This window comes from Streptomyces sp. NPDC096323 (assembly GCF_040302845.1).
Taxonomy (GTDB): Bacteria; Actinomycetota; Actinomycetes; order Streptomycetales; family Streptomycetaceae; genus Streptomyces.
Window position 1 is genome coordinate 765,636 of the sequence record NZ_JBEOSI010000003.1, and the last position, 12,716, is coordinate 778,351.

The 12,716-nt window shown below is 72.1% G+C and carries 9 protein-coding genes; 1 reads left to right on the forward strand and 8 read right to left on the reverse strand.

The genetic code is table 11. The features are described 5' to 3' along the window. Positions 1 to 7: 7 nt before the first annotated feature. Positions 8 to 961, forward strand: coding sequence for a bifunctional riboflavin kinase/FAD synthetase (locus tag ABTX18_RS11220; RefSeq protein ID WP_352122432.1), 954 nt, complete (start codon positions 8 to 10; stop codon positions 959 to 961). 41 nt (positions 962 to 1,002) lie between these two features. On the opposite strand, the gene ABTX18_RS11225 is transcribed toward ABTX18_RS11220, so the two are convergent. From ABTX18_RS11225 to eccE, 8 genes are all read right to left on the reverse strand, one after another. After that, positions 1,003 to 1,998, reverse strand: a complete 996-nt coding sequence (locus ABTX18_RS11225) for an oligopeptide/dipeptide ABC transporter ATP-binding protein (protein WP_352122433.1) — start codon at positions 1,996 to 1,998, stop codon at positions 1,003 to 1,005. Then, on the reverse strand, positions 1,995 to 3,014 hold the full coding sequence (locus ABTX18_RS11230; RefSeq protein ID WP_352122434.1) for an ABC transporter ATP-binding protein: 1,020 nt from the start codon (positions 3,012 to 3,014) through the stop codon (positions 1,995 to 1,997). Before ABTX18_RS11230 ends, ABTX18_RS11225 begins: the two co-directional genes overlap by 4 nt. Beyond that, a complete protein-coding gene (locus ABTX18_RS11235) occupies positions 3,011 to 3,979 on the reverse strand; it encodes an ABC transporter permease (RefSeq protein WP_352122435.1) in 969 nt (322 codons plus the stop codon). Before ABTX18_RS11235 ends, ABTX18_RS11230 begins: the two co-directional genes overlap by 4 nt. After that, on the reverse strand, positions 3,976 to 5,058 hold the full coding sequence (locus ABTX18_RS11240; protein WP_352122436.1) for an ABC transporter permease: 1,083 nt from the start codon (positions 5,056 to 5,058) through the stop codon (positions 3,976 to 3,978). The genes ABTX18_RS11235 and ABTX18_RS11240 overlap by 4 nt, the downstream gene beginning before the upstream one ends. A gap of 119 nt (positions 5,059 to 5,177) precedes the next feature. Then, complete coding sequence (locus ABTX18_RS11245; RefSeq protein ID WP_352122437.1) at positions 5,178 to 7,055, reverse strand: ABC transporter substrate-binding protein; 1,878 nt, start codon at positions 7,053 to 7,055, stop codon at positions 5,178 to 5,180. A 197-nt stretch (positions 7,056 to 7,252) separates the two neighbouring features. Then, on the reverse strand, positions 7,253 to 10,171 hold the full coding sequence (locus ABTX18_RS11250) for an SCO5717 family growth-regulating ATPase (RefSeq protein WP_352122438.1): 2,919 nt from the start codon (positions 10,169 to 10,171) through the stop codon (positions 7,253 to 7,255). A 341-nt stretch (positions 10,172 to 10,512) separates the two neighbouring features. Beyond that, positions 10,513 to 11,235, reverse strand: coding sequence for a hypothetical protein (locus ABTX18_RS11255; protein WP_352122439.1), 723 nt, complete (start codon positions 11,233 to 11,235; stop codon positions 10,513 to 10,515). After that, the gene (eccE, locus tag ABTX18_RS11260; RefSeq protein ID WP_352122440.1) at positions 11,235 to 12,551 is read right to left on the reverse strand and encodes a type VII secretion protein EccE; all 1,317 of its coding nucleotides are present in this window, start codon (positions 12,549 to 12,551) and stop codon (positions 11,235 to 11,237) included. The genes ABTX18_RS11255 and eccE overlap by 1 nt, the downstream gene beginning before the upstream one ends. Positions 12,552 to 12,716: the final 165 nt, after the last annotated feature.

Consider the following 12,716-nt stretch of genomic DNA (forward strand, 5'->3'; position numbering starts at 1 on the left):
GGTCAGAGTGCAGCGCTGGCGTGGCTTGGAGGACATCCCCCAGGACTGGGGACGCAGCGTCGTCACCATCGGCTCCTACGACGGGGTGCACCGCGGACACCAGCTGATCATCGGCCGGGCCGTCGAGCGGGCCCGCGAGCTGGGGGTGCCGTCGGTCGTCGTGACGTTCGACCCGCACCCCAGCGAGGTCGTCCGGCCCGGCAGCCATCCGCCGCTGCTCGCCCCGCACCACCGCCGCGCCGAACTGATGGCCGAGCTCGGCGTGGACGCGGTGCTGATCCTGCCGTTCACCACCGAGTTCTCGAAGCTCGCTCCGGCCGACTTCATCGTGAAGGTGCTCGTCGACAAGCTGCACGCCCAGCTGGTCATCGAGGGCCCCAACTTCCGGTTCGGTCACAAAGCCGCGGGGAACGTGCGGCTGCTCACCGAACTCGGCGACACCTACGACTACCGCGTCGAGGTCATCGACCTGCGGGTGCGCGGCGAGGCAGGCGGCGGCGAGCCGTTCTCCTCGACCCTCACCCGGCGCCTGGTCGCCGAAGGGGATGTGGCCGGCGCCGCGGAGATCCTCGGCCGGCCGCACCGCGTCGAGGGCATCGTCGTCCGCGGGGCGCAGCGCGGCCGCGAACTCGGCTTCCCCACCGCGAACGTGGAGACCCTGCCGCACACCGCGATCCCCGCCGACGGCGTGTACGCGGGCTGGCTGCATGCGAGCGGCGAGGCGATGCCCGCCGCGATCTCGGTCGGCACCAACCCGCAGTTCGACGGCACCGAGCGGACGGTGGAGGCGTACGCGATCGACCGCGTCGGCCTCGATCTGTACGGCCTGCACGTCGCCGTGGACTTCCTCGCGTACGTACGCGGCATGCTGAAGTTCGACTCGATCGACGACCTGCTCGTCGCGATGGCCGCCGATGTGAAGCGGTGCAGCGAGCTGATCTCCGCGTACGACCGGGGCTGAGGGCCTCCCCTCCGCCCCGGCCCTGATCCGCCGGAGAGGCCCTAAGTCCGCGCCACCGCCGTCGCACCGGCCCAGTGGCACGCCACCTGGGTCTCGCCGCCGCCCGAGAGCACCGGCAGGTCCTTCGTACGGCAGGCGTCGGCGACACCGGCCCGCTCCGCCTCGCCCGAGGCCAGCACCTGGCAGCGCAGATGGAAGCGACAGCCCGACGGCACCTTGGACGGGTCCGGCGGCTCACCGGTCAGCACCACGGGATCGCCCTCGGCCTCCGGCAGCACCGACAGCAACGCCTGGGTGTAGGGATGCTGCGGAGCGGTAAGGATCTGCTCCACGTCACCCGTCTCCACGATCCGGCCGAGATACATCACCGCGACCCGGTCCGCGATGTTCCACGCGAGACCGAGGTCGTGCGTGACCACCAGCGCGGACAGGCCCAGCTCGTCCCGCAGGCGCAGCAGCAGCGCCAGGATCTCGCCGCGCACGGAGGCGTCCAGGGAGGCCACCGGCTCGTCGGCGACGATGAGTTCCGGCTCCAGGACCAGCGCGCCCGCGATCACGACCCGCTGACGCTGACCGCCCGACAGCTCGTGCGGGTAGCGGAGGAAGAACCGCTCCGGAGGCCGCAGTCCCGCCCGGGACAGCGCGTCGGCCACCGCCTTCCGCTCGTCGCCCGGGTAACGGTGGATCCGCAGGCCCTCGGCCACCGCGTCGTACACCGTGTGCCGCGGGTTCAGCGAACCGCTCGGGTCCTGGAGCACCAGCTGGACCCGCTTGCGGTACGCCTTCAGCGCCCGGCTGCCGTAGTCGAGCGGCTTGCCGTCGAAGGTGACCTGCCCGGCCGTCGGCGGGACCAGGCCCAGCAGCGAGCGCGCCAGCGTCGTCTTGCCGCAGCCCGACTCGCCGACCAGGGCGACGATCTCGCCCGGCCTGATGTCGAGGTCGACGCCGTCCACGGCGCGGGCCGGCCCGGCGCCGTGCCTGCCGGGGAAGGTGACCTGGAGCTCCCGCGCGCTGAGCAGGTCCGTGGTGGTGGTCATGCTGTGCTCCTTGCTTCCTCGGCGCCCCGCGTGGCGGCTCCGTCCGGCCCGACCAGCACGCAGGCGGCCTCCCGCCCCGGCCCCGCCACCCGCAGCACCTGGTCCTGCGTGGTGCAGGAGTCCAGGGCCACCGTGCAGCGCGGATGGAACGTGCAGCCGGCCGGCAGCGCCGACGGGTCGGGCGGGTCGCCCGGCAGTCCCCGGGGCGCGAACCGCGAGGCCGGGTCCCCGATCCGGGGGAAGGCGCCCGACAGGGCCTTGCTGTACGGGTGGTGCGCCCGCTCGTAGACCTCGGACGCGGGCCCCTGCTCCACGACCCGTCCCGCGTACATCACCGCGAGCCGGTCGCAGGTGTCCGAGAGCACCGCGAGGTCATGGCTGATCATGATCAGTCCGAGGTCCTGCTCGGAGACCAGCTGCTCGATCAGCCGCAGGATCTGGGCCTGGATCATCACGTCGAGGGCCGTCGTGGGCTCGTCGGCGATGATCAGGCCCGGATCGCAGGCGAGCGCCATCGCGATCATGACGCGCTGCCGCTGCCCGCCGGAGAGCTCGTGCGGATAGGTGTCCGCCCGGGCGGCGGGCAGACCCACCTGTTCCAGCAGCTCACCGGCGCGCTTGCGGGCGGCGGCCTGCGTCGTCTTCCCGTGCAGCACGATCGGCTCGGCGATCTGGTCGCCGATGCGGTGCACCGCGTTCAGCGAGTGCATCGCGCCCTGGAAGACGATCGAGGCGCCCGCCCAGCGCACGGCCCTGACCTGGCCCCATTTCATGGCGAGGACGTCCTCGCCGTTCAGCAGGATCTCGCCGGTGACCTTCGTGCCCGCGGGCAGCAGCCGCAGCAGGGCGAGCGCCAGCGTCGACTTCCCGCAACCCGACTCCCCGGCGATGCCCAGCTTCCTGCCCGCGTCGACCTCCAGATCCACCCCGCGGACGGCCTCGGCCCCGCCGGCGTACGTCACCGTCAGATCGCGTACCTCGAGAAGAGGCGTCGCGCGGATGTTCGTCGTGCTCAACGGGTCACCCCCAGCTTGGGATTGAGGACGGTCTCGATGGCACGGCCGCACAGCGTGAACGCCAGGGCCACCAGGGCGATGGCGATGCCGGGCGGCGCCAGGTACCACCAGTCGCCCGCGCTCACCGCGCCGGCCTCGCGCGCGTCCTGGAGCATGCCGCCCCAGGAGGTGATGGTCGGGTCGCCGAGCCCGAGGAAGGCCAGGGTGGCCTCCGTCAGGATCGCGCCGGAGATCACCAGCGTGGTCTGCGCGAGCACCAGCGGCATCACGTTCGGCAGGACGTGCCGGAGCATGATGCGCCCGTGCCCGCCGCCGAGCGCGCGGGCGCGCTCGATGTACGGGCGGGACTCCACGGCAAGGGTCTGCGCCCGCACCAGCCGGGCCGTCGTCGGCCAGGTCGTGACGCCGATCGCGATGATGACCGTCCACAGGGAGCGGTCCATCACGGTGGCGAGCGCGATCGCCAGGACCAGGGTCGGCATCACCAGGAACCAGTCGGTGACCCGCATCAGGACGGTCGCGTACCAGCCGCGGAAGTGCCCCGCGACGATCCCGATGACCGTACCGATGGCCACACAGAGGAAGGCCGCCAGCAGCCCCACGGTGAGGGAGACGCGTGCCCCCCAGATCAGCAGGGCAAGGACGCTGCGGCCGAACTGGTCGGTCCCGAGAGGGAATTCGGCGCTCGGTGACTCCAGCGCGCCGCCCGGCGCCTCGGTCACGCTCTGCGCGTCCGAGCCGGTCAGCGCGGGAGCGAACACCGCGATCAGTGCGATCAGCGCGAGTCCGGCCAGTCCCCACAGGCCGCCCCGGTGGCCGCGGTACTCCCGCCAGAACCGGGCCATCGAGCGCCGCTTGCGGGCCCGGGCCAGTGCGCCGGGGCTCTTGGCCGCCTCCGGCCCGGACTCCTCGGGTACGGGGGCCTTCGCCCCCGGCGTGGACGCGGGCATGGATTCGGTCGTCATCGGCCCACCCGGGGATCGAGCAGCGGATACAGCAGATCGGCCAGGGTGTTCGCCAGGATCACCGCGGTGGCGAAGACGAAGAACAGCGCCTGGACGAGCGGAAGGTCGGGGACGCTCAGCCCTTGGTAGAAGAGTCCGCCGAGACCCGGCCAGGAGAACACCGTCTCGACCAGGATCTGCCCCGCGACCACATGGCCCAGGTTGACGAACATCAGCGTGAAGGTCGGGAGCATCGCGTTGGGCACGGCGTGCCGACGGCGGACCGTGTCGTCGCGGAGTCCCTTCGCGCGTGCCGTCGTCAGATAGTCGCTGCCCATCTCGTCCAGAAGCGAGGAGCGCATCACGAGGAGCGTCTGCGCGTAGCCGACCGCGACCAGGGTGATCACGGGGAGCACCATGTGGTGCGCGACGTCGAGCACGTACGCGAAGCCCGTCTCGTTGCCCGACTCCAGGCCGCCCGTCGGGAACATGCCCGGGATCGGTCCGACGCCCACCGAGAAGACGATGATCAGCAGCAGACCGAGCCAGAACGAGGGCACGGAGTAGAGAGTCAGCGCGAGCGCGGTGTGGAAGCGGTCGCTCTTCGATCCGTTGCGCCAGGCGGTACGGGTGCCGAGCCAGATGCCCAGCGCGCTGTAGAGGACGTACGCCGTTCCGGTGAGGAGCAGCGTCGCCGGGAGGGCCTCGGTGATCTTGTCGATGACCGGGGCGTGGTACTGGAACGAGGTGCCGAAGTCGCCGGTGAGCGCGTCGCCCACGTAATCGGTGAACTGCTGCCACATCGGCTGGTCGAGGCCGAACTGGTGGCGCAGCGACTCGAGTTGCTCGGCGGAGACGCGGCGTCCGCCGGTCATCTGCTTCACCGGGTCGCTGGGGATGAGCCGGAAGAGGAAGAAGCTGGTGACCAGTACGGCGAAGAGGGAGACGGCCGCGCCGATGATCTTGCCGGCCACGTACTTCAGATAGGCCTTGGTGTCGCGCGCCCGTGGGCCGCGGGCGGCCGAAGGTGCGGCAGGAGCCGGACCGTCCGTGTCCGCATCCGCCTGTTTCACGAGCGCCGGAGTGCTGTCAGCTGTCATAGGAACTCTCGTTACTCGTGCTGCGTGTGGAGGGACCGGCCGGCGGGCCCGAGGCTGTCCGGGGCCCGCCGGCCGATCGCTCTCAATCCGTCCGCGGGAACTGCCCGCGGTCCGCGGTCCTACTCGCGGTCGTCCGCGGTGGTGCGGCGGCGCCTGGAGAGGAGGAACCCGCCACCGGCGAGGACCACCACGGCGACGACGATGCCGATGACGATGCCCGTGGAGCTCGAACCGGAGCCGCTGTCACCGTCCCCGTCACCGCTGCCGGCCGGAACGGCCGACCACCAGCTCCAGTACCCGTCCTGGCCGTAGATGTTGCCGGCCGCCTCGGGCATGGTCGTGATCGACTTGATCTGGTCCGTGCGGTACGCCTCGACCGCGTTGGGGTACGCGATGACGTTCATGTAACCGGAGTCGTACAGCCAGGACTGCATCTGGCCGACGAGATTCGCCCGCTTGGCGGGGTCGTACTCGGCGAGCTGCTTCTTGTACAGCCCGTCGTACGTCTTGTCGCAGATGAAGTTGTCCGTGGCCGCGCTCGCCTTGGCCTTGGCCGGCAGGGCCGCACAGGTGTGGATGCCGAGGACGAAGTCCGGGTCCGGGTTGACGGACCAGCCGTCGAAGGCGAGGTCGTACTCACCGGCGTACCAGGGCACGGAGACGTCATCGAGGCAGTCGACCTTGAGGCCGACGCCGAGCTTGCCCCACCACTCCTTGAGGTACTTGCCGATCGCCTTGTCGTTCGGGTCCGTCGCGTGGCACAGGATGCGCAGGTCGAGTGCCTTGCCGTCCTTGCCGACGCGCTTGCCGCCCTTGAGCGCGTAACCCGCCTGGTCCAGCAGTTGGCCCGCCTTCGCGGGGTCGTAGGCGAGGTTCTGGCTCGCCGACGGCTGCCAGCTGTACTCCGAGAAGCGCGGCGGGATGTATCCCTGGCCCTCGACGGCGTGGCCCTGGAAGACCTTGTCGATGATCGTCTTGCGGTCGATCGACAGGAACAGCGCCTGGCGGACCTTCTGGTCCAGCAGCGCCTTGTTCCCGTTGCCGAACTTCTTGCCGTCCTTGGTCTGTGCGCCCGGGTTGGTGGCCAGCGCGAAGAAGCGGCGGCCGGGACCCTCGTTGACCTTGATGTTCGCGTCACCCTTGAGCGACGCGGCCTGGGCGGGCGTCAGCGCGGGGGAGCCGGCGACGAAGGAGACCTCGCCCTTGCGGAGCGCGGCGACCGCGGCGTCCTGGTCCTTGTACGTCTTGAAGACCAGCTCGTCGAACTTCGGGCTGCCGCGCCAGAAGTCCTTGTTGGCCTTGAGCTTCACGTACTGGTCGACCTTGTAGTCGCTCAGCACGAAGGGCCCGTTGCCCACGACGGGGAAGTCCGTGTCGTTGTTGAACTTCGAGAAGTCCTTGACCTTCTCCCAGACGTGCTTGGGGACGATCGGCACATCGAGCGCGGCCATCGTGGCCTGCGGTTCCTTGAGCTCGATGACCAGCTTCGTCGGGCTCGGAGCCGTCACCTTCCTGAAGTTGGTGACGAAACTGCCGTTCGCCTGGGCGGCGCTCTCGTCGGTCATGATCTTGTTGAACGTCCAGGCCGCGTCCTCCGCGGTGGCCTGCTGACCGTCCGACCACTTGGAATTGGGCCGAATGGTGTACGTCCACGTCAGCTTGTCGGCTGACGGCTCCCACTTGGTGGCGAGACCAGGGACGGCGTGATTGTCCTTCGGGTCGTAGTTCGTCAGGAAGTCGTACATGAGCCGGGAGACGCTGGTGCTCAGCAGCTTCTGGGCGAGGAACGGGCTCAGGGAGTCGACGCTCTGCGCGACCGCGACGGTCAGCGTCTTGTCGCCGCTGTCGGCGGCCTGCGCCTGCTGGGGAGCAGGCGCGAAGGGCACACCCGGCACGACGGACCCGGCTGCGAGAGCGAGGGCGGCGGCGCCGGAGGCCAGGAGGACACGCGGACGTGAGCGTGGCTGGGCTGAGGACGGTGGGACTCTTTCGACCATGGTCAGGGACCTCGCGTCAGGACTCGCACGGAGAAGGCGGGTTGATCTGTGGTTCGCCAGCTGGTGAAGCGAAGGTTTATCAGCGGTGGTCGAGCCGCGTCAACGGTCACCGAAACGGCGTGTGGTCTGCGGGAATGCGATGAGGGTCCCCATCGCCGGAGCGATGCGGACCCTCATTGGTTTAGACCTCTGACGCCTTACTGCTGAGGCGCTGGCGGCGGCTGTGGAGGCTGCTGCTGCCACCCCGCCGGCGGGACGGGACCCTCGAGTCCGGGATGTGCGGACTGCCCCGGCTGACCTGGCTGTCCACCGTGCTGCTGCGGCTGCGGCTGCGGCTGCGGCTGCGGCGGGCTGGCCTGACCGGTCGCCGACTGCGCCTGGGAGGGCAGTGACTGCTGCCAGTTCTGCCCGGCGCCGGGCGCCTGCTGCGGGGGATAGGGCTGCTGCGGGTGCCCGCCGTAGGGCGGCTGCTGCTGCGGGTACGGCTGACCGGGCTGCTGCGGGTACGGCTGACCGGGGTGCTGGGGCTGCTGGGGTGCGTACGCCTGCTGCGCCGGCATCTGCTGACCGGGCATCGGAGGGGCGTACTGCGGCGGCGGGTTGCCGCCGTTCGCCGTCCAGAGCCCCTGCTGCTGCTGGGCGCGCGCGAAGTCCTCGGCGACGAGGGCGGAGAGGTGGAAGTACGCGTCCCGTGTCTTCGGGCGCATCATGTCGAGATCGACCTCGGCGCCGGCCGACAGGTGCTCGTCGAACGGGACGACGACCACGCCGCGGCAGCGCGTCTCGAAGTGCTGGACGATGTCATCGACCTTGATCATCTTGCCGGTCTCGCGGACCCCGGAGATGACGGTGAGGGACCGCTGGACCAGTTCCGCGTATCCGTGCGCCGACAGCCAGTCCAGCGTGGTGGAGGCGCTTGACGCACCGTCGACCGACGGGGTCGAGATGATGATCAGCTGGTCGGCGAGGTCCAGCACACCGCGCATCGCGCTGTAGAGGAGTCCGGTGCCGGAGTCCGTGAGGATGATCGGGTACTGCTTGCCCAGCACCTCGATCGCGCGACGGTAGTCCTCGTCGTTGAACGTGGTCGAGACGGCCGGGTCCACGTCGTTGGCGATGATCTCCAGACCGGAGGGCGCCTGCGAGGTGAACCGCCGGATGTCCATGTACGAGTTGAGATGCGGGATCGCGTGGACCAGGTCACGGATGGTGGCCCCGGTCTCACGGCGGACCCGGCGGCCCAGCGTGCCGGCGTCGGGATTGGCGTCGATGGCGAGGATCTTGTCCTGCCGTTCGGTGGCCAGGGTCGCTCCGAGGGCGGTGGTCGTCGTGGTCTTGCCCACGCCGCCCTTGAGGCTGATCACCGCGATCCGGTAGCAGGAGAGCACCGGGGTGCGGATCAGGTCGAGCTTGCGCTGCCGCTCGATCTCCTCCTTCTTGCCGCCCAGCTTGAAGCGGGACGCGCCCGAGGGGGTGCGGCTGCTCTTCGCCTTCTGCTTGCCCCGGACGAGCCGGTCGGAGGAGAGCTCCACCGCGGCCGTGTAACCGAGGGGCGCGCCCGGCACCGAACGCTCGCGCTGGTCGTGGGTGACCGGCATGGGCCAGGCGCTCCCGGCGCGGGGGTCGGCGGGCGGGCCCTGCGGCGCTCCCTGCGGCGGCAGCTGCTGGGGGTGCGGCTGCTGCGGGTGGGGCTGTTGCGGGTGCTGCTGCGCGGGCAGATTCGGGGTGGGCTGGGCCGGCGGCTGGGCGCCCTGGGGGAATCCGTAACCGCTCGGGGGCTGCTGCTGCGGCTGCTGCTGGGGGGCCTGGGGCAACTGAGGCGCCTGAGGTGCAGGCGGGGGCAGTGCCGCGCCCTGCTGTCCGGGCCACTGGTGGGCCTGCGGTGGCTGCGGCGCCTGCGGCGCGGGCGGCGGCGGGAGCTGCGCCGGAAGTGCCCCGCCGGGCAGGGCCTGATGGGGCTGCTGCTGGGGGAAGCCGTAGCCACCCTGCGGCCCTGGGGCTGCCGGCTGGGACTGCTCGGCCTGCTGCGGGACCGGGGGAGCCTGCGGGCTCTGCGGCGTCTGGGCCGCCGGAGCCTGCGGGAAGCCGTAGCCGCCCGCTCCTGCGTCGGCCGGGGCCGACGCAGGCCAGTGGGTCGCCGGCTGGGGTGCCGCGGGCTGCGGCGCCGCCGGCTGGAACGACGGCGGCAGCGGCGGCAGCCCGCCCGAGGCCGGTGCCGGGGTCCAGGGGGCGGGTGCCGCGTCCTGAGGTGCGCCGGCCGACGGTACGCCGAGGGGGGCCGCGTCCGGGAGGTCGGTCGTGGGTACGGCGTCCGAGGGTTCCGGGTCCGTGGCCGAGTCGGTGTCCGTGGGTACGGCGTCTGCGGGCTCATCGGCGTGCGGCCCGTCGTCGGAGACGTCGTGGCTCGCGGAGCCGGCCGCGGCCGCGTCGTCGTCGGCCTCACGGGGCTCGTCCTCCGCCGCGGCGGAGGACGCTGACGCGGCGGAGGAGGCGGACGCGTCGGACGGCACGGCGTCGGCGGGAACCGGAACCACGTCGGACGGCGCGTGGTCGGACGGCGAGGAGTCGGACGGCGAGTCCGGACCGACCGCTGCCTCCCCGCCCTCCCGGGAGCCGTTCTGCCCGGTGTCCGCCGCATCCTCGCCGGCACCAGCACCAGCACCGGCGCCGGTCTCGGCCGCACCGTCGGCGTGCGCCTGGGCCGCGGCCTCGCGCTCGGCGATCTCCCGCTTCAGCGCGGCGGACGAGAACCGCATGGTCGCGCCGCTCTCCACGTCGCCGCCCCCGAAGGGGTCGGGCGCACCGCCCGCGCCCGGCACCGGAGGTTCGGCTGCGGCACCGTGGACCGGTGCCGGCGGCGCCGGGGACCAGTCGGGCTCGAAGCCGCTGCCGGCCGGCAGCCCGGGCACGGACACCGGGGCGCCGGTGGGCGGCGGGGGCGGTGCCAGGTGCGTTCCTGCGCCGCCCGACGAGTCGCCCGGCGGGTTCTGCGTGTACCAGGCGGGCGGGGTGTAGTCGATGGTGAACTCACCCGTCATCTCGGCGGGCTCCGCGTCGGACGACTCGTCGACGGGCTTGTTCCAGCCCCCGCGCATCTCGTCCCGATCGCCGTTCACTTTGCCTCCTGGTGTGGTCGAGCGCCCTTGTGCCGTGGTGGGTGGGGGCGACCGTTCCCTCAGGTCCCGCCCGGAGTTTCCCCGGGCAGGGCCTGGTGCGAACCGCCCGGCTCTCCCCCTGGGACGCGCGTTGCCTGCCCGCAGGTCTCCTGCCGCGTCCGGGTCCACCCTAATCGTGATCGGGCTCGTCACGGCAGGCCGTACGGCACCGCGGCCGCTGTCCCGTACGTCACGTACTGCTCCCAAGTGGGCCAAGTGCGGCCGGGAGTGAGGCGTAAAGCGGTCAAACGGGCACATCTGCGCAGGGAAACCTGAACAATTCGCACACGCCCTGGCAGGCGTCAGTCCATCCGGCGGGCGCTGCCCAGCAGTCCCGATTCCGCATCGGTCGCCCGGATCATCACGAACTGCCGGTCCCGCTGCGTGCACCAGAGGGTGACGCCGTCCGTCAGTGTGGACAGGGCCCGGGTCTCGGCGGGCCCCAGGCCCATGAGATGCCCGATCTGTGCGGCTTCGTCGGGAGAGACCCGTTGAATGCCGACCAGGGACGACTTCTCCATGAGTCCGGCCGCCACCGGACTCAGGTACGGCAGCAGTGTCACCACCGACTGCCACGGTGCGGACGCCAACCGGCCGCGCGGCGGCCTTATCCCGCAGTCCCGGACCACGACGACCGGCGATCCGGCCGATGCCCCCTGCGGCGGCACCCGCCCCACCTCGTGCAGCGCGATGCCACAGCCGTCACCGCCCGCGGCCCGCACCAGCCCCTCCCAAGCCGCGGCACGCCCCGTCTCGACCACGGTCCGGGCACCAGTGGCCGCCGCCCGCAGCGCGAGCACCTGGGCCGTCCAGAGCCCGCCGATCAGCGTGATGTCGTACGGAGTGGGCCGGACGAGGCCGAGCACGGCGGGGCGTCCCTCGCCGTCCACGCCGATCACCACACCGTCGTCGCCGACCGGCAGGGCCAGCGACGCCAGTTGTTCGGGGCGGACCGTGTGCCGGGGCCGGCGCGGGCCGGCCGGCCAGAACCCCGGTCGCCCGCGGCCCAGGACGGATGCGGACATCAGCGGGTACCTCCGAGGGGCAGGGTGGCGAGCACTCCGGGCAGCTGTTGGCGGTCGAGCCGTACCAGCGACGTCTTCACGCCCCGTGCCGTGCGCTCCAACTCGTGCCGTGCCGCCACGAGTTCCCGGTCGTCGCTGCCGGTGACGCGGATGTGGCCGGTGACCGTGATCTCCTGCCGGTCGCCGTGTCCCAGCGTGAGAGCGAAGGTCGTGGCCAGGGCCGGGACCGAGGTCAGCAGCGCGACGAGCTGCGGCATCGGGGCCTCGCCGCCCAGCTCCGGCCAGCGGCTCACCCAGTACGTGGTGTGCGGCCTGTCGTCGCACCGCCAGGTGCGCGAGGTCTCCCGGGTGCGGCGGGCAACGGCCCCGTCCCGGTCCGCCCGCGCCGTGACCGACGGATCCACGCAGGCGGACGTGGCGATCGCCGCGCGGAGTTCCTGTTCCGTGAGGACCGTCGCGGACAGCCCCGCCCCGGTCAGCCGGCCGGCCAGCTGGTCGGCCGCGCGCACCAGGCACCTCTGCGCACCGGTGAGGCCGCCGCCCCGCGCCCGTACGGCCTCCGGGCAGAGCTCCGGGGCCAGCTTCAGCGCGATCCAGGTGATCCGCAGCGCGGGGGTGCCCGCCAGGGCTTGCAGCGGCGCGTAGTTGCGGGCCACGACCGACTGCCCAGGCAGCTGCGGCGCGGGAGCCGGCTGGGTGTGCTGCACGATCTGCGCCGACTCCAGCCGGATGCCGTCGACGTCGAGCGCGTCCCCCACGAGCGCCAGGGGAAGCGGCCTCGCGGACCGGTCCCGGCGCAGCGCCGTGCCGTCCGCCTCGATCCTGAGGACGGCCGTCAGATACGTACCGTCGCCGGCCATGCCGACCGGGCGCCGGTCGCGGCCCTCGAACGCGTACGTACGCAGAGCCGGTTCGCACTCGACGACGGGCGCGATGCCCGGTTCCGTACCGCCGGCCGGCCTTGACGACTCGGCCCTGCGCCTACGGGCGCGCAGCGCGAGGACGGAGTGCAGCAGCGCGGGAAGGGAGCGCCGGCGGCGCCGCACGACGGCGAACACCACGAGCAACGCGGCCGGCACCGACACGGGGGCCAGCAGCAGCGGGTCCGCGACCCAGGCGCACAGCAGCAACGCCGCCGCGATCTCCAACAGGACGAGCTGGTGCAGCCGCAACGGCCCGATCGATCCCTTCCGCCCGCCCCACCGCGCGATGCGCTGTCCGCCGCCGCGCACCGGCGGGCCGGGCGCTGCGGCGCGGAGGCCTTCGGGAGGCCGGGTGTCCGGGGCCGGAGCCGTCCGCGTCGCGGAAGCCGTCATCGCGGCATCCCCCCGTTCATCCGGGCCGGTGCGCCTCCCGGCGCGACCCGCGCCGGGCCCGTCCCACCGGGGGCTCCGGCGGGGTGAATCACCCTACCCGGCCCACAACTCCGCTGGATCTACAGGCATAGTAGGGAGCCGGTCCGGCATCGGGGGTCCGGTACG